This window comes from Acrocarpospora catenulata, assembly GCF_018476525.1.
GTDB classification, from domain to species: Bacteria; Actinomycetota; Actinomycetes; order Streptosporangiales; family Streptosporangiaceae; genus Acrocarpospora; species Acrocarpospora catenulata.
In genome coordinates this window covers 71,740-92,191 of sequence record NZ_JAHCST010000002.1, presented here as the reverse complement: position 1 = coordinate 92,191, position 20,452 = coordinate 71,740, and the positions used below count along the sequence as shown (strand labels likewise).

Sequence of the window (20,452 nt, the reverse complement as noted above, 5' to 3'; positions counted from 1 at the left end):
CACGTAGAGTGTTCCTGTCCAGCGTGGCCGCCGCCGGCGGGCTCCTTCTCACCGGAGCCGGATATCCCGGACAGGCGCCCACCCGATCCCTCCGTCAGGACCCGTTCGGGGTGGGCATCGCCTCGGGCGACCCCGCCGCCGACGGCTTCGTGTTGTGGACCCGGCTGGTCCTCGATCCGCTCGGCCTCAACGGGCGCGGGGGCATGCCGTCCCGGGACTACGACGTGCAGTGGCAGGTGGCCACGGATGAGCGGTTCGCGGACATCGTCCGTACCGGCACCACGACCGCGTCCTGGCGGTCGGCGCACAGCGTGCACGTGGAGCTGAACGGGCTCCAGCCGGGGCGGGAGTACTTCTACCGGTTCCGGGCGGACGGCCACGTCTCGCCGGTCGGGCGGACCAGGACCGCGCCGGTGGGGCTCTCCCCGCTGGCGTTCGCGATCGCCGCCTGCGCGCACTACGAGCACGGCTACTACACCGCCTACAAACGCCTGGCCGAGCAGGAACCCGACCTGGTCGTGCATCTCGGCGACTACATGTACGAGTACCAGCCCGACGGATACACCGCCCCCGGCGGGAACATCCGGCAGCACTCCGGCGGGCACAAGTGCGCCACCCTGGCCGACTACCGCATGCGGCACGCCCAGTACAAGAGCGACCCCGACCTGCAGGCCGCGCACGCGGTGGCGCCCTGGCTGGTCGCCTTCGACGACCACGAGATCGAGAACAACTGGGCCGGGCCCAAGTCGAGCAGCGGCGCTCCCGCCTTCGAGCGCCGCAAGGCCAACGCCTTCCAGGCGTACTACGAGAACATGCCGTTGCGGAAGGCGAGCGTGCCGCACGGCGCCGCCATCAAGATCAACAGACGGGTGACCTGGGGCCGGCTCGCCCAGTTCCACCTGCTCGACACCCGCCAGTTCCGCGACGACCAGGCCTGTGAGGACGGCGTGCGCGCCGGCTGCGACGACCGGCTGGCCGAGGACCGCACCATCCTGGGCGCGGACCAGCACCGCTGGCTGCTGGACGGGCTGCGCGCCTCCCAAGCCCGGTGGAACCTGGTCGGCCAGCAGGTCATCATGGCGCAGAAGGACTACAAGATCGGCCCCGGCACCGAGGTCAACCTCGACTCCTGGGACGGGTACGCGGCCGAGCGCGCCACCCTGCTCAAGGGCATGCGCACCGCCGCCAACCCGGTGGTGCTCACCGGCGACGCGCACATGCACCACGCCGCCGAACTGTACGAGAACCCCGCCGACCCCGAGACCAAGGCCGCCGTGGAACTCGTCACCTCCTCGATCGCCAGCGACGGCGACGGCTACCGCGACACCGAACGCAACGCCGCCGTCCTCGCCGAGAACCCGCACATCTCCTACCTCGACCAGCGCCGCGGCTACATCCTGGCCCGCCTCACCCCCGACGCCTTAACCGCAGATTTCCGGACATTGGAGTACATCAGCCGCCGCGGGGCGCCTGCCCACACCTCGGCCCGTTTCACCATCCCGTCCGGTGAGCGGAGCCTGGTGTGAAAAGCCTCCTGGCCGCCGTCCTGCTGCTCCCGGCCCTGCACGGCGCACCCGCCGCCTGCTCCGGCGTGCCCGCCGACTACAACGGGGACGGCCGCCCCGACCTGGCCGTGGCCATGCCGTACGCGACCGTCAACGGGCAGACCAGGGCGGGCGAGGTCCTGATCTTCCACGGCACCGCCACCGGCTTCCAGAAGGGCCCGGTGCTCTCCCAGGACAGCCCGGGCATCCCCGGCGAAGCCGAACGCGGCGACTCCTTCGGCTCAGCCCTGGCCACCGGCGACTTCAACGGCGACGGCTGCGCCGACCTGGCCATCGGCGTCTCCGAAGAGTTCATCGGCCCCGAACCCCTGGCCGGCGCCGACGGCCAGGGCATGGTCCACCTCCTGTACGGCTCCCGCACCGGACTGCACCACGCCCGCCTCATCGACCTGCCGGAACACGACACCGCCCGGCTCGGCGCCGCGCTGGCCGCCGGCGACCTGGACGGCGACGGCGACGACGAACTGGCCATCGGCGCCCCCGGTTACAGAGGCGGCGGGGCCGTGTTCATCCACGGCGCCAAGAGGAAAATGATCAAGAACGACGGCGCCGAGACCGACCAGTTCGGCGCCGCCCTGGCCACCGGCGACTTCGACGGCGACGGCACCGCGGAACTGGCCATCGGCGCCCCCGGCGACAACATCGAGAAGAAGGCCGAAGGCACGGTGACCGTCGTCGACCGGCGCGGCCGCCGCACCGTCTACTCCCAGAACAGCCCCTGGATCAAGGGCGTCGCGGAGAGCTGGGACTACTTCGGCGCGGCCCTGGCCGCCGGCGACTTCAACGGTGACGGCCGCGCCGACCTGGCCATCGGCGTGCCCGGCGAGGGACTCAGCCAGAACGCGCGGGCCATGGAGTACGGCGAGGGCACCGTACACGTGATCTACGGCTCCCCGGACGGCCTGAAGACCTCCACCACCGAAGGCTGGTCCCAGAACAGCCTCGAAGGAATTCCACGCATCTACGACCGCTTCGGCGCCGCCCTGGCCGCCGGAGACCTCAACGGCGACGGCGACGACGAACTGGTGGTCGGCGTCCCCGGCGAGAACGCCGTCCAGGTCCTGCCCGGCACCAAGTCGGGCGGCCTCACCAAGAACCACAACCTGCTCATCCCCGGTCCCCCGGGCAGCGAGTTCGGCGCCGCCCTCACCATCGTCGGCGGCAACCTCATCGTGGGCGGCCCGATGCTCGGCGAGGTCACCCTCTTCCGCGGCCACCGCAAGATCGGCTCCTACCCCGGCGTAACCAAGAAGGGCACCCTCCTCGGCCACGGCCCCGGCCTGTACGGCTACGCCCTGACCTGAACACCCCGCCCACCCATGACCTACTCATCGGAACGGGCTCAGACCCGGTGGTTGTGCTGCTCGATGTAGCGGTGCAGGACGCTGATCGGTGCGCGGCCACGCTCCCAGCGGAGTAGGAGCCCGACCACAGCTCGTTCGTTTGGTAGTAGTGGCGGGCCAGTTCGGGGAACTCGCTGCACATCCTGCGGGGACACACCTTTGAGCGAGTTGACGAGTCTGGACAGGACGACCTTGGGCGGGAAATTCACCAACAGGTGGACATGGGTGCTCTCGCCGTTGAATTCGCGCAGCTCGGTCTCGAAGTCCGCGCACACGTCCCGCATGATCTGCCCCATGCGTTCCAGGTGGGCGCCGGTGAACACCAGATGCCGAAACCTGGTCAGGAAGACCAAGTGGGCATGTAGGACAAAAGGCAATGCCTGCCGATTTTGATGTCTCCATTCTGAGCCATAGACCAATAGGAACACTGTTATGGTCGCGGGGTGCAGCTCCGGTACAACATGCGTCTCTACCCGACGCCGGGTCAGTGCCAGGCGCTGGCTCGTGCGTTCGGGTGCGCGCGGGTGGTGTTCAACGACGGGTTGCGTCTCCGGCAGCAAGCCCACGCGGCCGGGCTGTCCTACATCGGCGATGGGGACCTGTTTAAGCAGGTGATCACCGAGGCGAAGAAGACTCCGCGGCGGGCGTGGCTGGGCGAGGTCTCCGCCGTGGTGTTACAGCAGGCGCTGGCCGACTTGAACACCGCGTACCGGAACTTCTTCGCCTCCCTGTCCGGGAAGCGGAAAGGGCCGAAGATCGCCCCGCCGACGTTCCGGTCCAAGAGGGATAACCGGCAGGCGATCCGCTTCACCCGCAATGCCCGCTTCGCCATCACCGCGGGCGGGAAGCTGCGCCTGCCGAAGATCGGTGACCTCCCCGTGCGGTGGTCGCGGAACCTGCCCGCCGAACCGTCCAGCGTGACCGTGGTCAAGGACGCGGCAGGCAGGTTCTTCGCCTCGTTCGTGGTCGAGGTCACCCAACAACCGCTCCCGCAGGTCGAGGCCGAGACCGGCATCGACCTCGGCTTGGAGCACTTCGCGGTCCTTTCGGACGGGCGGAAGATCGACTCCCCCCGGTTTCTGCGCCGGGCGGAGAAGAAACTCAGGAAGTTACAAAAAGCGTTGTCCCGGAAGGAGAAGGGATCAAGCAACCGGGCCAAAGCCCGGATGAAGGTCGCCCGCCAGCACGCCAGGATCGCTGACGCGCGCCGCGAGTTCCATCACCAGCTCTCCACAACGATCATCCGTGAGAACCAAACGGTGGCGGTGGAGGACCTGGCGGTCAAGGGACTGGCGCGCACCCGGCTGGCCAAGAGCGTGCACGATGCGGGCTGGTCGGCGTTTGCCGGGATGCTGGAGTACAAGGCGAGGCTGTACGGGCGGACCTTCGTCCGGATCGACCGGTTCTTCCCCTCCTCCAAGCTCTGCTCGGCCTGCGGCACCCGGCAGGCGTCGATGCCGCTCAACGTCCGTGGCTGGGTATGCGCCTGCGGCGCAGAGCACGACCGGGACGTCAACGCCGCGCTCAACATCTTGGCCGCCGGGAGGCGGCAGGTCGCCGCTGGACGGAAACCCGCACCTGAAACGGGCGGGAAGCGGAGACCTAAAACGCCTGTCGAGATGGGTAAGACCCCAACCCCCACGCCCAGGCGCGGGAAGAAGGGCACGGTCGATGAAGCAGGAAGCCACCGAAGCGCCGCCGCGTGAGCATGCGCGGCGCAGGCGGAATCCCCGGACTTCAGCCCGGGGAGCGCGTCAAAGCTTGATTTGAACCGACACCAGAGTGATCACTGCCGACACGGCCATCATCCCCGCGCAGACCAGCATGGCCGTGTGGAAACCGGTGGAGAACACGGCCGGATGGTCGTAGGCCTCCCCGGTCAGCCCGACCAGCGGTGGGATGGCGGCCACCGCGAGCAGGCTGCCGGTGCGGGCCACCGCGTTGTTGATGCCGCTGGCGATGCCCGCGTGCCGATCGGCCGCGCTGGCCAGCACGGTGGCCGTCAGCGGGGCGACGGCCGCCGACAGGCCGAGGCCGAAGAGGGTCACGCCGGGTAGCACGCCGGTCAGGTACCCGGCGCCGGGGCCGATACCGCTCATCAGCAGGAACCCGGCGCCGCAGGCCAGCGTGCCCGTCACCATCGGGATCCGCGGGCCGATCCGCCGGGCCAGCTCGCCCGCCCGGGGGGAGAGCAGCAACATCAGGATGGTCACCGGCACCATGGCGGAACCGGCCGCCAGTGGGCTGAACCCGGCCACCACCTGAAGCTGGAGCACGACCAGGAACATCACCGCGCCGAGCGCCGCGTACATGAACAGGGTCACCACGTTGACCCCGGTGAACGTGCGCGAGGTGAAGATGTCCACCGGGATGAGCGGGTTCCTGCGCCTCCGTTCCAGCAGCACGAACGCCACCAGCAACGCGAAACCGGCCAGTAGCGGCGGGGTGAACGTCTCGATCAGCCCGTAGGTGATCCCCGCCAGGGCCAGCGCGGCCAGCGCCGAGCCCGCCAGGTCGAAGGAGCCGGTGGCGCCCTCGTCCCGGGTCTCCGGCACGTGCCGCATGGCCACCGCCACCACCAGCGCGGCCAGCGGCAGGTTGATCAGGAACACCCACCGCCAGCCGGCGGTCTCCACGATCCAGCCGCCCAGCAGCGGCCCGACCGCCGCCGCCACGCCGCCCAGGCCCGACCAGAGGCCGATGGCGCGCGGCCGGTCCTCACGGGCGAACCCGGCCTGGATGATCGCCAGCGATCCCGGCGTGAGCAGCGCGCCGCCGATCCCTTGAAGCGCCCGCGCGGCATTCAACGTGCCGATATTGGGAGCCAGCCCACACAGCGCCGAGGCCAGCGCGAACCAGACCACCCCGATCAGAAAGATCTTGCGCCTGCCGTACCGGTCACCGAGCGACCCACCCAGCAAGATCAGCCCGGCCAGCGTGAGCGTGTAGGCGTTCACCGTCCACTGCAACCCCGCGATATCAGCGCCCAGATCCTCCCCGAGCACCCGGAGCGCCACATTGACCACGGTGCCGTCCAGCATCGCGACACCCGACCCGAGCACGGTGGCCAGCAACACCCACCGACCACGCGCCGACCTGAGCTGAACGACCTGAACGGACTGCATGGCCCCAGAACCTACTCCCCGCCACCGACATTCCCCGCGACGGGTCCGGCTAGGTCAGGGCGCGCAGGATGAACCCGCTGACGAACTCCTCCGCCGCGTCCACCGTCTGCGAGCCGTCCAGCAGGGGGAGTCGCTGGGCGCCCAGGATGGCCAGCACGATCCGGGCCGTGGCCGGGATGTCGGTGGTGCGGAACTCGCCGGTGTCGACGCCGCTCTGCAGGATCTCGCAGAGGATGCGTTGCATGGGGGCCACGTGCGCGGCCAGCTGCTGGTAGGCGTCCGGGCCGAGGGTCGCCGACAGGTCCGCGGCGCCCGGGTGCGGATGCGCCATCAGGCCGGCCAGTTGCAGGCGGACGAAGGCGCGGAGCCGTACCGAGGGGGAGGCGTCGGCGGGGAGGTCGCGGTCGTAGCTTTCCACGAAATACTGGGTCACGCGTTCGGTGAAGCCCAGGAGCAGTGCCGCCTTGTCGGGGAAGTAGTTGTACAGGACGGTCCGGGTGATCCCGGCCTCGGCCGCCACGTCGGTCATCGAGATCGCGTCGATGCCCTGGCTCCTGGCCAGCCGCGCGAAGGCCGTCAGGATGCGCTCCTGGGTCTGCGCGCGGTGCTCGCCGATGGTGGCGGCCGAGATGCGGGGCACGTCAGGCCGCTGCCCGTGCGTACCGGCCGAGGTCGGCGAGCACTTCGGTGTTGAGCTGGTAGGCGAGCTTGGTCTCCCGGATGATCCGCTGCTGCTCGGCCTCGTCGAGGTCGAGGGCGTCCAGACGGCGCCGGTACTCCTCCTTGAAGCGGGGCAGGCTGCCGATGTCGAAGAAGTAGAAGTCCACACCGCCCCCTCGCTGGTACCCGTAGATCTTCTGCAGCTCCATCCGGATGAACTGCCCGCCGGACAGGTCGCCCAGGTACCGAGTGTAGTGGTGGGCGATGTAACCGCCAGGCCAGTCGGCGACCTGGTTGATCCGGGCCACCAGCGTCCGGGTCGGCTTGCTCGGCTCGATCCGGTCCGCCCAGCGCGGGCCGAAGACCGTGGTCAGGTCGCGGACCAGCGCCTCCTCCCGATACAGCTCGGGGAAGACGAAATCGCCGGCCACCGGGTGGCCGGCCAGCGCCTTGGACGCCCCGTCCAGAGCGAGGTAGGCGAAATAGTGCTGGGCCACCATCTCCCCGTACGCCTCCGGGTTCAGCTGCCCGGCCATCAGGCTCTTCAGATAGCTGTCGTCCTCCGCCGACTGGTGGTCATTCCACGTCGCACTACGCAGAACTTCAGAAAAGCCCATCTGCTCTCCTCAAAGGGTCGTTCATGACAAAGTGTCACAAAAGAGCGGAGGGCCCGTCAACGGTTTGACGACAGTGTGTCATGAACCTGGCCGGACGAGGCCGACCTCGTACGCGTACACGATGGCCTGTGCCCGGTCTCGGAGCTGGAGTTTGGCCAGGATGCGGCCAATGTGGGTTTTCACGGTCTGCTCGGAGAGCACCAGCTCGCGGGCGATCTCCTGGTTGGACAGGCCCTGGGCCACCAGCTTGAGCACCTCCGTCTCGCGCTCGGTGATGCCGTCCAGGCGGCGCCGGGAACTCGGCCGGGGGAGCCGGGCGAACTCGGCGATCAGCCGGCGGGTGATCCGGGGCGACAGCAGCGCCTCCCCGGCCGCCACCACCCGGACCGCCTCCGCCAGCTGCGCCGCCGAGGCGTCCTTCAGCAGGAAACCGCTGGCGCCCGCGCGCAGCGCCGCGTAGACGTACTCGTCGAGGTCGAAGGTGGTGAGGATGAGCACCTTGGCGGTGCGGATCCGGGCGGTGGCCGCGATGCCGTCCACACCGGGCATCCTGATGTCCATCAGGACCACGTCCGGCTGGAGGGCCTCGGCCCGCGCCACCGCCTCGGCTCCGTCGGCGGCCTCGCCGACGACCTCGATGTCCGGCTGGGCGTTCAGGAACGCCGCGAAACCCGCCCGGACCATGCCCTGGTCGTCGGCGATCACCACCCGGATCGTCTTGGTCCGGAAAGTCACGCTTCCTCCACGCACGGGAGCGTAGCCCGCACCTCGTAACCGCCGCCGGGCACCGGCCCGGCGGTGAGCGTGCCGCCGAGCATGGCCGCCCGCTCCCGCATGCCGATCAGCCCCTGCCCCTCGCCCGACCCCACCCCGGTACGGCTGCCGCCCCCGTTGGCGACCACCACCGTCAGCGCGTCGGGCGTCCGGGTCAGCCGGACCAGGACCCTGCTCCCAGGGGAGTGCCGCATCGCGTTGCTCAGCGACTCCTGCACGATCCGGTATGCCGACAGCCCCACCGCCGCGGGCACCTCGGGGATCTCGGCAGGCAGCTCCACGGTCAGCCCGCCCCGCCGGGCGTTCTCGGCGAGTTCCCCCAGCCGGTCCAGCCCGGGCTGGGGAGCGGTGTCCACCGCGCCGCCCTCGTCCCGGAGCACCCCCAGCGCCCGGCGCATCTCCTTCAGCGCCTCCAGCGACAGCTCCCGGATCGAGGCCAGCCCGGACTCCAGCTTGGCCCGGTCGCCGCCGGCCTGTAACGGCACCGCCTCGGCCTGGATGGCGATCACCGACACGTGGTGCGCGATCACGTCGTGCAGTTCCCGGGCGATCCTGGCCCGCTCCGCCAGCAGCGCCCGGGCGTCGTGCTCCACCGCGAGCTCGCCGCTGGCCTGCCTTCGCCGCCGGATGTTGTACCCGAGCGCCAGCACCCCGGGGACCACGAACGGCGCGTAGGTGAGCACCTGCCAGTTCTCCGGCAGGAACCCCACGGCGACCAGGCTGAGCACGCCCACACCCACCGTGACCGGCCCCGACGCCAGGGTGGCCACCCGGTAGAGGCAGGCGACGTACGCGATGACCGCCCCCGAGGTGATCGGCCCCGACGACACCAGCAGCAGAGTCGGCGCGACCAGGATGATCGCGACCGTCGCGTACCGCCAGGCCCACAGCGGCCGGCGGCGAAGCAGCAGCACGGGGGAGGCGGAACCGAAGGCGGCCAGCGCCAGCCGCCAGTCGGGGGCCGCCTCCACGAACACGTGCGTGACGCGGATCCCCTCGTCGCCGAACACCACCCGCGAGCCCCTTGGCGGCAGCGCGGATTCGTCGGCGAGCAGCATCGAGAAGGTGAAGTAGAACAGCACCAGGAAGAGCCCGGCGTCCAGGGCCAGGGTCCGCCAGGGTCTGGCGGGCCTCTCGAGGTCGATCCGGCCCAGGATGAGCGCGTCCAGGATGCCGCGCGGCAGCCGTACCAGTCGGGAAAGAATCATGACCTCACGCTAGGAACGCGACTTTGTCGTCCACATCACACCGTGGTGTGATCCCCGCCGTAACCCCTGAGCGTGCGATTACACAATTACGATCGCTCACAGCGAACTGGCGCAGATCTGGGAACAGGGTCAGGCTCTCAATAGTTGAGCGTGCATAACTCAACCTTTGGAGTACGCATGACTGAGATCCTTCCCGTCCTTCCCCTGGACGACGAGGTTGTCCTGCCGGGCATGGTCGTGCCGCTGGACCTGTCCGATTCCGAGGTGCGCGCGGCGATCGAGGCCGCCCAGGCCACCGGCGCCAAGAAGCCGCACGTCCTGCTGGTCCCCCGGATCGACGGCCATTACGGCGCCGTCGGCGTCACCGCCGTGGTCGAGCAGGTCGGCCGCCTGCCCGGCGGGGAGCCCGCCGCCGTGGTGCGCGGCGTGAGCCGGGCCAGGGTGGGCATCGGAACCACCGGTCCCGGCGCCGCGCTCTGGGTTCAGGCGACCGTCGTCGAGCCGGTCAGGGCCGAGGCGGACGCCCTCATGAAGGAGTACAAGGCGCTCACCACCACCATCCTGCAGAAGCGCGGCGCCTGGCAGGTGGTGGACTCCGTCAACGCCATCGAGGACCCGTCCGTCCTCGCCGACAGCTCCGGGTACGCGCCCTGGCTGTCCACCGCCCAGAAACTGCTCCTGCTGGAGACGCCCGACCCGGCCGTCCGGCTGGAGAAGCTGGTCGGCTGGGCCCGCGACCACCTCGCCGAGGTCGACGTCGCGGAGAGCATCCGCAAGGACGTCCAGGAGGGCATGGAGAAGCAGCAGCGCGAGTTCCTGCTCCGCCAGCAGCTGGCCGCCGTGCGCAAGGAACTGGCCGAGCTGAACGGCGAGCCGGAGACCGAGGAGCAGGACTACCGGGCCCGGGTCGAGGCCGCCGACCTGCCGGAGAAGGTCCGCGAGGCCGCGCTCAAGGAGGTCGACAAGCTGGAGCGCACCTCCGACCAGTCCCCCGAGACCGGCTGGATCCGCACCTGGCTGGACACCGTGCTCGACATCCCATGGAACGTGCGCACCGAGGACGCCTACGACATCGCGGGCGCCCGCGCGGTGCTGGACGCCGACCACACCGGCCTCGACGACGTGAAGGACCGCATCATCGAGTACCTGGCCGTGCGCAAGCGCCGCGCCGACAAGGGCCTGGGCGTGGTCGGCGGGCGGCGCAGCGGCGCCGTGCTGGCGCTGGCGGGCCCGCCCGGAGTCGGCAAGACCTCGCTCGGCGAGTCGGTGGCCCGCGCCATGGGCCGCACGTTCGTCCGGGTCGCCCTCGGCGGCGTCCGCGACGAGGCCGAGGTCCGCGGCCACCGGCGCACCTACGTGGGCGCGCTGCCCGGCCGCATCGTGCGGGCCATCCGCGAGGCGGGCTCGATGAACCCCGTGGTGCTGCTCGACGAGATCGACAAGGTCGGCGCCGACTACCGCGGCGACCCCACCGCGGCCCTGCTCGAAGTGCTCGACCCCGCCCAGAACCACACCTTCAGGGACCACTACCTGGAGGTCGAGCTGGACCTGTCCGACGTGCTCTTCCTGGCCACCGCCAACGCGCTGGAGCAGATCCCCGGCCCGCTGCTCGACCGCATGGACGTGGTCACCCTGGACGGCTACACCGAGGACGAGAAGATCGTCATCGCCCGCGACCACCTGCTGCCCCGGCAGCTGGACAAGGCCGGGCTGACCGCCGAGGACGTCACCATCGACGACGCGGCGCTGCGCCGGCTGGCCGGGGAGTACACCCGGGAGGCGGGCGTGCGCTCCCTGGAGCGGGGCATCGCCCGCGTCCTGCGCAAGGTCACCGCGGGCCTGGCGCTCGGCGACAAGACCCTGCCCGTCCAGGTCACCGACCTGGTCGAGTACCTGGGGCGGCCCCGGCACGTGCCGGAGTCCGCGCTGCCGGAATCCCGGCAGCGTACGGCGGTGCCCGGGGTGGCCACCGGGCTCGCGGTCACCGGCGCGGGAGGCGACGTGCTCTATGTGGAGGCGTCCCTGGCCGACCCGGAGACCGGCGGCACCGGGGTGACCCTGACCGGCCAGCTCGGCGACGTGATGAAGGAGTCGGCGCAGATCGCGCTCTCCTACCTGCGCTCCAGGGGCGCGGAACTGGAACTCCCGGTCAGCTCGCTGAAGGACCGCTCGGTGCACGTCCACGTGCCCGCCGGAGCCGTGCCCAAGGACGGCCCCTCGGCCGGGGTCACCATGACCACCGCGCTCGCCTCGCTGCTGTCCGGCCGCCCGGTCCGCGGCGACGTGGCCATGACCGGCGAGGTCTCCCTCACCGGCCGGGTCCTGCCCATCGGCGGCGTCAAGCAGAAACTGCTCGCCGCCCACCGGGCCGGCATCACCACCGTCCTCATCCCCGCCAGAAACGAGCCCGACCTCGACGACGTCCCTGCCGACGTCCTGGCCGACCTGACCGTCCACCCGGTCAGCGACGTCCGCGAGGTCCTCGACCTGGCACTGACCCCGGCGACGGCCACCCGGCAGGCCGCCGCCTGAGCGCAGGAAGGGCGGATCACCCGGCTGGGTGATCCGCCCTTTCTCATGGGTCAGATCGGCGTTACTTTCCGGCTAGTCGGATCACTCACAACGTGTGAACGGCTGTTGTGGGGGATGTGGGTCGGGTCCCGAAAGGAGGGCCCGAGATGCGATTCGGTAAGCGAGTCGTCGTTGGCATCGGCTCCGCCGCGGTGTTCGCGGTGGGGGCGCCCATGGTGTTAGCCGGTACGGCCGAGGCGGCCGCCGCACCCAAGGCGTGGGGTAGGAAAAGCCGGTTTGCCGTCGAGGCTAACCGGCGCCTGGTACGGTGAGCCGGTCAGGTACCGCCGGGCGGGCGGGAACGGAACCCCCGGGTTCAAAGCTTGTGGAGACCCGGTAAGACCATTTCGGTGGCGCAGGTCGGTGAAGCAGGAAGCCGCAGAGGTGTCGCATGCGCGGCACAGGCTGAATCTCCGGCGTTACGCCGGGGAGCGCGTTAATGGAACCGGGAGCCGATCCGGGCGGCCGCGACCCTCCTGCCGAGGGCCGCGGCCGCCCTACTTGGCATCCCTTTGCGGAGTTCTGACGGTAAGCATGCGATTCGTATAAGCGTCGGCGTGGAACCGGGACCGGCGGGTCGGGGATGGTTTAGCGCATGGCATTGTTCAGTGCGCTGTTGTCGGCGTTGTTGGTGGGTGGCGTTCCGGTCGCGCGGGCGCAGGTCGCCGAGGTGGTCTACCAGCGGGAGGCCGGCCCCGTCCGGTTCGACGCCCCGCAGGGCACGAGCCGGTACACCGACGCTCTCGGGACCACTTTCTGGGAGTACGACCGGTGGACGAGCCCCGAGCGGAGCATCGGGTTCGACGCCACCGAGGTGATCCCGTCCTGGACGGCGGACACCCCACCCGGCAGCTGGATCCAGGTCGACCTGCGGGCCCGCAACGCCGAGGGCCTGACCAAGTGGTACGTCATGGGCCGCTGGGCGTACGGCGACCGTGACATCCTCCGGACCTCGGTTCCCGGGCAGGGCGACGGGGACGGCACGGTACGGACCGACACCTTCGTCGCGGCGGACGGCAAGCCGGTCAACGCGTACCAGCTCCGGCTCACCCTCTACCGGAAGGGCGGGGCGGTGCCCGTGGTGCGGACGCTGGGGGCGACCGCGTCGGCCGTACCGGACCGCCCGAACATGGCGGTCAGCCCGACCGGCGGCGCCTGGGGCATCGAGCTGCGGGTGCCGCGCCGCTCGCAGCAGGTGCACGCGGGGGAGTACCCGCAGTACGACGGGGGCGGCAAGGCGTGGTGCTCGCCGACGTCGACCGCGATGGTGCTCGGCTACTGGGGCAAGTGGCCGAGCACGAACGACCTGACCTGGGTCGACCCGGCCTACCCCGACCCCGAGGTGGACCACGCCGCCCGGTACTCCTACGACCACGCCTACCGGGGCACCGGGAACTGGGCCTTCAACACCGCCTACGCCGGACGGTACGGCCTGGACGCCTCGGTCACCCGGCTGCTCTCGCTGACCGAGCTCGAGGCGTACATCAAGGAGGGCATTCCGGTCATCACCTCCCAGTCGTTCCGGAAGGGCGACCTGCCCGGCGCCGACTACGACACCGACGGGCATCTCATGGTCGTGGTCGGGTTCACCGGCGGCGGTGACGTGATCGTGAACGACCCGGCGGCGCCCAGCAACGCCACCGTGCGCCGGGTCTATCCGCGCGCCGAGTTCGAACGTGCCTGGCAGCGGGGCAGCGGGGGAGCCGCTTACCTCATCTATCCCACCGGTCACCCCGTGCCGGACGGAATTACCGAGCACCCATGATGAACTGCGCCTTAAAGCGAGCTGAAAGTCGGCCTCAACCTCTCGGGCCTATTCATAAGGCGACAGAAATTCTGTCTCCTTCCCGAGAGGACCCGAAATGCGATTCATCAAGAAGCTCGCGGTCGGCGCCGTCGCGGCCGCCGCGCTCATCGGTGGCGCGCTGTTCTCGCCGGCGTCGGCGAACGCGACCACTCCGTACTACACCGGCCCCTGGGGCCCCTACTTCTCCTCCGACCACAAGGCCGAGGCCAGCGGCGACGTGACGGTCGAGACGCACAAGGTCAAGGAGTGGTACTGGGACAAGAAGAAGGTCAAGGTCACCAAGTGCTGGTGGGAGCACGGCAAGAAGAAGTGCAAGGACGACTGGAAGTGGAAGAAGGTCTGGACCTGGAAGTGGGTCGAGAAGTTCCAGTTCGAGGTCAAGGGCCAGCTGATCAACCACCACGCGTGGGGTAAGCCCAAGTACGCGTGCGCCTGGGCCACCTTCAAGATCGAGACCTTCGACGGCCACTGGTACTTCAAGAAGTTCAAGAACTGCCACGACGAGCCGAAGCACTTCTGGTTCGAGGGCAAGAACGCCGAGAAGATCTCGGTGAAGGTGTCCCGCGGCAACGCCTGGGAGCCGAAGGGCTACCACGGCTCCTGGGAGACCGTGTACGAGCACGAGGTGTGATCACCTGACATGACACGGAAGTAGCGAGGCTCGCGCTCCCTCTCCCGCGCGGGCCCACCCCCCACCCCTCCCGGGGGGCGAACCCTCGGTCAATGTCCGAGAGCCCCACCGAACGCCGGACCAGCCCGCCATGAAACATGGCGGGCTCCGCGCGTTTGAGGCCCTTTCGCGAGCCCGGAGCAGGGCCGGGCGCGGATTGAACGGAAACTTTATGGCGCCCGTCCACAAGGCCTCCGAGCAGCGCGGATAAGACCCGTGTAGGGCTTTCGGCGGGTCGGCCGTAGATCGCTTAGCTGGGCCTTATCGGCGGTTTGCCATCGTTGTCTTACCGGCGGAGAGCCGGAGCGTCGGTAAGGGGATGGCAGACATGAGCGCTGAAGAGCAGAGAGACAGGATCACGGACACGGGCGCGACCGGCGGTGGGACCACCACGATCACCGATGGCGGCTGGAGCCAGCTCGGCCAGCGCCCACCGCAGACCGGACAGCACCCGACCGCGACGTTCGCCGTCCCCACCATGCCCCCGCCTCCGCCGCCGAACGCGCGGCCGCTGTCCCGGCCGGGGGGACTGCGCAAGGGCGGGGCGGTGCTCGCGATGGCCGCGATGGCGTTGGGCGGCGGGGTCACGGGGGCCTTCATCGCCAACTCCTTCGCCGAGCCGAGGACCGTGGTGGCCAGCCCGGCCCTCAACTCCTCGAACACCGGCTCCAGCGGGGCCGCGGGGACCAGCGTCGCCGACGTGGCCCGCGCGGTGCAGCCCTCGGTCGTGATGATCACGGTCAGCTCGCAGCTGGGCGGCGGCGAGGGCTCCGGGGTCATCCTCTCCGAGGACGGCCTGATCCTCACCAACAACCACGTGGTCTCGGGCGCCGGGGCGAACGCCCAGCTGACGGTCAAGTTCAGTGACGGCAAGACCGCGCAGGCGACCCTGGTCGGCACGGACCCGCTCACCGACATCGCGGTCATCCGCGCCCAGAACGTCTCCGGCCTCACCAAGGCCACCCTCGGCGACAGCGACCAGCTCCAGGTCGGCGACTCGGTCCTGGCCATCGGCAGCCCGCTCGGCCTGGAGGGCTCGGTCACCGCCGGCATCGTCTCCGCCCTGGACCGTACGGTCACCTCGGGCAGCGGCCAGCAGGACCAGCAGCTCCCGCCCGGCTGGGGCCTTGAGCAGCGCTCCCAGACCGAGTCCTCGACCACCACCCTCGGCGGCATGATCCAGACGGACGCGGCCATCAACCCGGGCAACTCGGGCGGCGCCCTGGTCGACTCGGCCGGCCGGGTGATCGGCATCAACACCGCCATCGCCACCGGCGGCAGCGGCAGCACCGGCAACATCGGCGTCGGCTTCGCGATCCCGATCACCACCGCCAAGCAGGTCGCGGAACAGCTGATCAGCACCGGCAAGGCCGTCCACGTCTACCTCGGCGTCAGCGTCAGCGACGCCACCGGCGACACCCCGGGCGCGCTGGTCGGCGCCATCACCCCGGACAGCCCCGCCGCCAAGGCCGGCCTCCAGCAGGGTGACATCATCACCAAGATCGACGACACGCCGGTCGACGCCGGCGAGACCGTGGTCGGCATCATCCGCGGCCACAAGCCCGGCGACAAGATCACCGTCCAGTACGTCCGCAACGGAAAGTCCGCCACGGCGACCGTCCCCCTGGAGGAGAAGACGGCCACCAGCTGACCTACCCTCGAACGGGATCGGCCGCGCCACTCGGGAGGCGCGGCCGATCCCGTTTTCCGCCGAGGATGATCAGGACCGGTTGAAGATCTCGACGACGCAAAGTCCGACTTAGTGCCATATAAGCCGGTAAAACGGTGAATTAGTGCATATTTGATTTTTCGTGATGAAGGCCGCAAGAAGGAATGGCGGCAGCTGCCATTTCTGGGTATGCCTTCGGTATGAGGCCTCTCCTGTCCTGGAGCACGTGCGCCACGAGCGCCGACTGCGTAGGGGTGGCGCGGCAGCCGTACGGGCGCTGCCTGCACCACCTGGAAGCCGAGGAGCTGGAGGAATGCCTCCGCTCCTTCGCCCCGGGGCAGGCGGTGGACCTGCGTGGCACGGTGATCAACGCTGACCTGCTTGATCGTGTCCTGACCGCCACCGGCGGCTTACTGGGACGCGCCAGGTTCGACCGCGCCCGGTTCCTGTCCCCCGCCCGCTTCGGCGACACCGCCTTCACCGGCGACGCCTCCTTCGACGGCGCCCGCTTCGAGGCGCTGGCCTCCTTCTTCGGGGCCCGCTTCGACGGCAACCTGTCCTTCCACGAGACCCGCTTCGCCCGCGAGTTCTCCCTGTACGGCTCGCGCGTGCGCGGCCACCTCTCCCTCGACCAGTCGACGGTCACCAGCGACGCCCTGTTCGGCGAGGCCTGCCTGGGCTCCGCCTCGTTCCGCCGGGCCGAACTGCACGGCTTCGCCTCCTTCGACCGGACCAGGTTCCACGGCGACGCCATCTTTCGCGGCGCACGGTTCTGGCGGGCGGTGTCCTTCCGGCGCACCACGTTCGAGGGCGCGGCCGGGTTCGAGTCGGTCAGGTTCGTCGGCAAGGCGTTCCTGGCGCCGTCGGCGGTGGCGCGGCGGCTGGCCCTGTCGGGGGCCCGGGCGCAGGGCGCGGTGGAGATCGACGCGGCGGGCTGCCCGGTGGAGCTGGCGGGCGCGCGGGTGCTGGGGCGGCTGGTGGTCCGGCTGCACGACGCCGACCTGGACCTGCGCGACCTGGTCAGCCGGGGCGAGTCCAGCGTGACCCGGCGCGGCGGGGCCGTCCGGGTGCTGTCGGTGGAGCGGCTGGACGCGGAGGAGATGACCATCGACGGCGCCGACCTGAGCGGATGCCACCTGCCGGGGGTGGCCGGCCCGGAGGGGTTGCGGTTCCAGGACTGCGTCTTCGCCAGCACGCCCCGGGGGCGCCACCAGCTGCGGCTGAGCTGGCCGCCGAGGTTCTGGCCGCGCCGCGCCCCGGGGAGCAGGTTCAGGTTCTTCAGGTTCGCCTGGTTCGGTCTGGTGGCGGTGGTCGCGGTGGCCACGCTGGTCTACTCGTCCACTCCGCAGCACCAGGCCAGGCGGCCGGCGGTGCGGACCACGCAGGCCAACGTCACGCCGTACCACGGCTGAAAGCCGGGGTAGCCGGGGAAAAGGTCAGGGTTGACCCCGATACCGGCCCGGTCCTGGTACCGAATAGGGTGGCCGGGCCATGGAAACCCTCATCGTGACCGACAGCGTGGACGAGTACGCCGACTCGCTCCGCCGTGCCCTGCGTGGACCCGGGCGGCTGAAGCGGGACATGGTCGCGGAGGTGCGGGACGGCCTGCGGGACGCGGCCGACGCCTATCGGGCGGAGGGCCTGGGCCCTCGGGAGGCCGAGCGGCGCGCGGTCGCGGAGTTCGGTTCGGTGGCGGAGATCGCGCCGGAGTTCCAGCGAGAGCTGACCGCAGGCCAGGGGCGGCGCACCGCGCTGCTGCTGTTCCTCACCGTGCCCGCGGTGGCGGTGCTGTGGACGGTGATCTGGAAGTTCTTTCCGGCCGGGCCGGTGTCGGTGCATCCGGGGTGGTACGGGCCGGTGGCCCGGGCGGTGGACCTGATCCAGCTGGCCACCGGTCTCTACGGCGGGCTGGCCCTGTGGTGGTTGCGCCGGGGCAGGCGCCCGGACCTGGTGGCGCGCTCGCTCGGGCTGCTGATGTGGATCCAGCTACCGGTGCTCGGCGCGCTCTGCACCGCCCTGATGCACGGGTCGAGCGACTCGATGACCCACATGGGCTACCCGCCGGGGCTGGTGGCCACCGGGGTGAGCGTGGTCTTCTGGGTCTGGCAGTTGCACAGTGCGGCACGCTGTCTGGCGGTCAGCGGGCGGGGTTGAGCACGCTGCCGATCACCTGGGTGAAGGCCGCCCACGCGGAGCGCTCACCGGCCAGTTCGGCGCGCCCGGTGCCGGTCAGCCGGTACGTGCGGCGCCGCCGTCCGCCGACCACGGCCCATTCGCTGGCCAGGAACCCGGCACGCTCCAGCCGCCGCAGCGCGGGATAGATGGTCCCGGTGGGCAGGTCGAGCACGCCGCCGCTGCGGGCGCGGAGAGCCTCGATGATCGCGTAGCCGTGCAGCGGCTCGTGTTCGAGCACCGACAGCAGCAGGGCATCCAGGTGTCCGCGGAGCTCGTCGGCATTCACGGGGTCACCCTATCTCGGTTCCTCATGTAGGCACTCTACATGTAGTCTGGCTACACGTAGAGAGGAGCCCCATGGACGTCCTGGATCTGGCCAGGTGGCAGTTTGCCGTCACGGCGAGCCTGCACTTCCTGTTCGTCGCGCTGACCCTCGGCCTGGCGCCGCTAGTCGCGATCATGCACACCCGGTACGTCCGGAGCGGCAACCCCGAGCATGAGCGCCTGACCCGCTTCTGGGGGCAGATCTACCTGGTCAACTACGCCCTCGGCATCGTCACCGGACTGGTGATGGAGTTCCAGTTCGGGCTGAGCTGGAGTGGGCTGACGCATTACGCGGGAGACGTGTTCGGCGCGCCGCTGGCCATCGAGACTCTGCTGGCCTTCTTCCTGGAGTCCACCTTCCTCGGGTTGTGGGTCTTCGGGTGGCACCGGTTGCCGAAGCGGCTGCACCTGGCGTGCATCTGGCTGGTCACGCTCACCGCGTACCTGTCGGCCTTCTGGATCATGGTGGCCAACTCCTTCCTGCAGAACCCGGCGGGTGCGGTCCTCCAGGGTGACCGCCTGGTGCTGACCGACTTCGGGGCACTGCTCGCCAACCCCACGCTGCAGATGGCGTTCCCGCACGTCCTTTCCGCCGGGCTGCTGACCGGCGGGGCCGTGATGATGGGGGCCAGCGCGTACCAGCTGTTCCGGAGGACCGCGGAGCGGGAGTTCTTCGCCCGGTCACTGCGGATGGGGGTGATCACCGCCTTCGTGGGCGCGTTCTTTGTCGTCTCGTTCGGGTTCGCCCAGATCGGGCCGGTCGAGTCGGTGCAGCCGAACAAGTGGGGCGCCAACGCGCTGGCCGGGGTCGCCGTCGGCAACATGATCTCCATCGGCATGCTGCTCTTCCTCGCCACCGGCATCCTGCTGGCGCTGCTGAAGTGGCTGCCGAACTGGCGGTGGCTCCACCCGCTGGTGATGCTCATCACCCCGATGCCGTTCATCACCGTGATCCTCGGCTGGCTCGCCCGGGAGGAAGGCCGCCAGCCCTGGCTCATCTACGGCAAGCTCACCGTCGCCGACGCGCTCACCCCCGGCCTGACCGCCGGGCAGATCACGCTCTCCTTCGTCGGCTTCGTCGGCGTGCTCGGGCTGCTCGCGGTCGTCGACTACGTCCTGATCGCGCGGCTGGTCCGGCGCGGCCCCGAAAGGGTCCCCCTGGGCGAGCGGCCGGTCCCCGCGCTGACCTTCTGAAGGAGCCGGACGATGGAAATCATTTGGTTCGGGATACTCGCCGTGCTGCTGGCCGGCTACTTCGCCCTGGAAGGCTTCGACATCGGGGTCGGGCTGCTCCTGCCGTTCACCGGCGACCGGGACAAGGCGGTCGGCGCCATCGGGCCCTTCGTGCTGGCCAACGAGGTCTGGCTGGTCGCGCTGGGCGGCGTGCTGCTCGGCGCGTTCCCCCTGCTGGAAGGGGAGGTGCTGAGCGCGCACTACGGGGTCGTGGTGGCGCTGCTGCTGTCGTGGATCGTCAGGGACGCCGGGCTCTGGTTCCGCCGCCGCCTGGACGGGCCGGGCTGGCGCGCCTTCTGGACCGGCGCGATCACCGTGGGCTCCCTCGGTCTCGCGCTGTCCTGGGGCGGGGTGCTGGCCGGGATCATTGGGGGTCCGGCACTTCTCGGCCTCGCGTACGGTGTGGTGGTGGCGGTGGCGTTCGCCTTCCACGGGTGGACCTTCCTGGCCTGGCGGCTGCCTGGGGACGCCGTGGCGCAAGGGGCGCGGCGCGGTGGGGCGGCGCTGGGTGTGTCGGCGGTCGTCGCGATGGCGCCCGCCCTGGTGCCGCTGGGGGTGCTGGCCGGTGACGTGGTGGACAGAGCCGCCCCGTCGGCGACCCTGTCGGTGCTGAGCCTTATCGTGTTGCCGTTCGTTCCCGTGCTCGCCGGGGCGCAGGTCTGGGTCTGGCGCAGCTTCGGGAAGGGCGCCGTACCGACGTTCTTCTGACCG

18 protein-coding genes and 1 pseudogene are annotated in these 20,452 nt (G+C 70.2%); 12 read left to right on the top strand and 7 right to left on the bottom strand.

Annotation, left to right across the window (positions count from 1 at the left end):
• Positions 1-8: 8 nt before the first annotated feature.
• Together KIP79_RS02360 and KIP79_RS02355 are read left to right on the top strand one after the other, a co-directional pair.
• A complete protein-coding gene (locus KIP79_RS02360; RefSeq protein ID WP_308169528.1) occupies positions 9-1,526 on the top strand; it encodes an alkaline phosphatase D family protein in 1,518 nt (505 codons plus the stop codon).
• The gene (locus KIP79_RS02355; protein WP_214103011.1) at positions 1,523-2,869 is read left to right on the top strand and encodes an FG-GAP and VCBS repeat-containing protein; all 1,347 of its coding nucleotides are present in this window, start codon (positions 1,523-1,525) and stop codon (positions 2,867-2,869) included. The genes KIP79_RS02360 and KIP79_RS02355 overlap by 4 nt, the downstream gene beginning before the upstream one ends.
• A gap of 38 nt (positions 2,870-2,907) precedes the next feature.
• Here the strand turns inward: KIP79_RS02355 and tnpA are convergent.
• A pseudogene (gene tnpA / locus KIP79_RS02350) lies at positions 2,908-3,320 on the bottom strand (IS200/IS605 family transposase).
• A 31-nt stretch (positions 3,321-3,351) separates the two neighbouring features.
• Here tnpA and KIP79_RS02345 point away from each other — a divergent pair.
• On the top strand, positions 3,352-4,614 hold the full coding sequence (locus tag KIP79_RS02345) for an RNA-guided endonuclease InsQ/TnpB family protein (protein ID WP_308169527.1): 1,263 nt from the start codon (positions 3,352-3,354) through the stop codon (positions 4,612-4,614).
• Between the two features lie 48 nt (positions 4,615-4,662).
• Here the strand turns inward: KIP79_RS02345 and KIP79_RS02340 are convergent, their stop codons facing one another.
• The 5 genes from KIP79_RS02340 to KIP79_RS02320 form a co-directional block, all read right to left on the bottom strand.
• Positions 4,663-6,033: an MFS transporter gene (locus tag KIP79_RS02340; RefSeq protein ID WP_214103010.1), complete on the bottom strand. Its 1,371-nt coding sequence runs from the start codon at positions 6,031-6,033 to the stop codon at positions 4,663-4,665.
• 49 nt (positions 6,034-6,082) lie between these two features.
• On the bottom strand, positions 6,083-6,673 hold the full coding sequence (locus KIP79_RS02335) for a TetR/AcrR family transcriptional regulator (RefSeq protein ID WP_214103009.1): 591 nt from the start codon (positions 6,671-6,673) through the stop codon (positions 6,083-6,085).
• 1 nt (position 6,674) lies between these two features.
• Positions 6,675-7,310, bottom strand: coding sequence for a biliverdin-producing heme oxygenase (locus tag KIP79_RS02330; RefSeq protein ID WP_214103008.1), 636 nt, complete (start codon positions 7,308-7,310; stop codon positions 6,675-6,677).
• Positions 7,311-7,388: 78 nt separating this feature from the next.
• Positions 7,389-8,045: a response regulator gene (locus KIP79_RS02325; protein WP_308169526.1), complete on the bottom strand. Its 657-nt coding sequence runs from the start codon at positions 8,043-8,045 to the stop codon at positions 7,389-7,391.
• Entirely contained in the window at positions 8,042-9,292 is a 1,251-nt protein-coding gene (locus tag KIP79_RS02320) for a sensor histidine kinase (RefSeq protein ID WP_214103007.1), read from the bottom strand. The genes KIP79_RS02325 and KIP79_RS02320 overlap by 4 nt, the downstream gene beginning before the upstream one ends.
• A gap of 177 nt (positions 9,293-9,469) precedes the next feature.
• Between KIP79_RS02320 and lon the strand changes: the two genes are divergently transcribed.
• The 7 genes from lon to KIP79_RS02285 all read left to right on the top strand — a co-directional run bounded on the left by lon (position 9,470) and on the right by KIP79_RS02285 (position 18,163).
• On the top strand, positions 9,470-11,824 hold the full coding sequence (gene lon / locus KIP79_RS02315; RefSeq protein WP_214103006.1) for an endopeptidase La: 2,355 nt from the start codon (positions 9,470-9,472) through the stop codon (positions 11,822-11,824).
• A gap of 146 nt (positions 11,825-11,970) precedes the next feature.
• Positions 11,971-12,135 (top strand): hypothetical protein, encoded by a 165-nt coding sequence (locus KIP79_RS02310; RefSeq protein WP_214103005.1) that lies wholly within the window; start codon positions 11,971-11,973, stop codon positions 12,133-12,135.
• 323 nt (positions 12,136-12,458) lie between these two features.
• The gene (locus KIP79_RS02305; RefSeq protein ID WP_214103004.1) at positions 12,459-13,628 is read left to right on the top strand and encodes a C39 family peptidase; all 1,170 of its coding nucleotides are present in this window, start codon (positions 12,459-12,461) and stop codon (positions 13,626-13,628) included.
• A gap of 97 nt (positions 13,629-13,725) precedes the next feature.
• Positions 13,726-14,301 carry a hypothetical protein gene (locus tag KIP79_RS02300; RefSeq protein WP_214103003.1) on the top strand — a complete coding sequence of 192 codons (576 nt, stop codon included), beginning with the start codon at positions 13,726-13,728 and terminating at the stop codon, positions 14,299-14,301.
• Between the two features lie 367 nt (positions 14,302-14,668).
• Complete coding sequence (locus KIP79_RS02295; RefSeq protein WP_214103002.1) at positions 14,669-15,991, top strand: S1C family serine protease; 1,323 nt, start codon at positions 14,669-14,671, stop codon at positions 15,989-15,991.
• Positions 15,992-16,209: 218 nt separating this feature from the next.
• Positions 16,210-17,421 carry a pentapeptide repeat-containing protein gene (locus KIP79_RS02290; RefSeq protein WP_214103001.1) on the top strand — a complete coding sequence of 404 codons (1,212 nt, stop codon included), beginning with the start codon at positions 16,210-16,212 and terminating at the stop codon, positions 17,419-17,421.
• A 79-nt stretch (positions 17,422-17,500) separates the two neighbouring features.
• Entirely contained in the window at positions 17,501-18,163 is a 663-nt protein-coding gene (locus KIP79_RS02285; protein ID WP_214103000.1) for a permease prefix domain 1-containing protein, read from the top strand.
• Here the strand turns inward: KIP79_RS02285 and KIP79_RS02280 are convergent.
• On the bottom strand, positions 18,147-18,470 hold the full coding sequence (locus KIP79_RS02280; RefSeq protein WP_214102999.1) for a PadR family transcriptional regulator: 324 nt from the start codon (positions 18,468-18,470) through the stop codon (positions 18,147-18,149). The genes KIP79_RS02285 and KIP79_RS02280 overlap by 17 nt on opposite strands.
• A gap of 71 nt (positions 18,471-18,541) precedes the next feature.
• On the opposite strand from KIP79_RS02280, the gene KIP79_RS02275 reads away from it, so the two are divergent.
• Entirely contained in the window at positions 18,542-19,702 is a 1,161-nt protein-coding gene (locus KIP79_RS02275; protein ID WP_214102998.1) for a cytochrome ubiquinol oxidase subunit I, read from the top strand.
• 12 nt (positions 19,703-19,714) lie between these two features.
• Complete coding sequence (locus KIP79_RS02270; protein ID WP_214102997.1) at positions 19,715-20,449, top strand: cytochrome d ubiquinol oxidase subunit II; 735 nt, start codon at positions 19,715-19,717, stop codon at positions 20,447-20,449.
• The last annotated feature ends 3 nt before the right edge of the window (positions 20,450-20,452 follow it).

What these genes read in the sequence shown, in the direction of transcription:
- KIP79_RS02340 (WP_214103010.1), bottom strand. Translation starts at nt 6,033, where the DNA reads ATGCAGTCCGTTCAGGTCGTTCAGCTCAGGTCGGCGCGTGGTCGGTGG.
- KIP79_RS02330 (WP_214103008.1), bottom strand. Translation starts at nt 7,310, where the DNA reads ATGGGCTTTTCTGAAGTTCTGCGTAGTGCGACGTGGAATGACCACCAG.
- KIP79_RS02320 (WP_214103007.1), bottom strand. Translation starts at nt 9,292, where the DNA reads ATGATTCTTTCCCGACTGGTACGGCTGCCGCGCGGCATCCTGGACGCG.
- lon (WP_214103006.1), top strand. Translation starts at nt 9,470, where the DNA reads ATGACTGAGATCCTTCCCGTCCTTCCCCTGGACGACGAGGTTGTCCTG.
- KIP79_RS02310 (WP_214103005.1), top strand. Translation starts at nt 11,971, where the DNA reads ATGCGATTCGGTAAGCGAGTCGTCGTTGGCATCGGCTCCGCCGCGGTG.
- KIP79_RS02305 (WP_214103004.1), top strand. Translation starts at nt 12,459, where the DNA reads ATGGCATTGTTCAGTGCGCTGTTGTCGGCGTTGTTGGTGGGTGGCGTT.
- KIP79_RS02300 (WP_214103003.1), top strand. Translation starts at nt 13,726, where the DNA reads ATGCGATTCATCAAGAAGCTCGCGGTCGGCGCCGTCGCGGCCGCCGCG.
- KIP79_RS02295 (WP_214103002.1), top strand. Translation starts at nt 14,669, where the DNA reads ATGAGCGCTGAAGAGCAGAGAGACAGGATCACGGACACGGGCGCGACC.
- KIP79_RS02290 (WP_214103001.1), top strand. Translation starts at nt 16,210, where the DNA reads ATGAGGCCTCTCCTGTCCTGGAGCACGTGCGCCACGAGCGCCGACTGC.
- KIP79_RS02285 (WP_214103000.1), top strand. Translation starts at nt 17,501, where the DNA reads ATGGAAACCCTCATCGTGACCGACAGCGTGGACGAGTACGCCGACTCG.
- KIP79_RS02275 (WP_214102998.1), top strand. Translation starts at nt 18,542, where the DNA reads ATGGACGTCCTGGATCTGGCCAGGTGGCAGTTTGCCGTCACGGCGAGC.
- KIP79_RS02270 (WP_214102997.1), top strand. Translation starts at nt 19,715, where the DNA reads ATGGAAATCATTTGGTTCGGGATACTCGCCGTGCTGCTGGCCGGCTAC.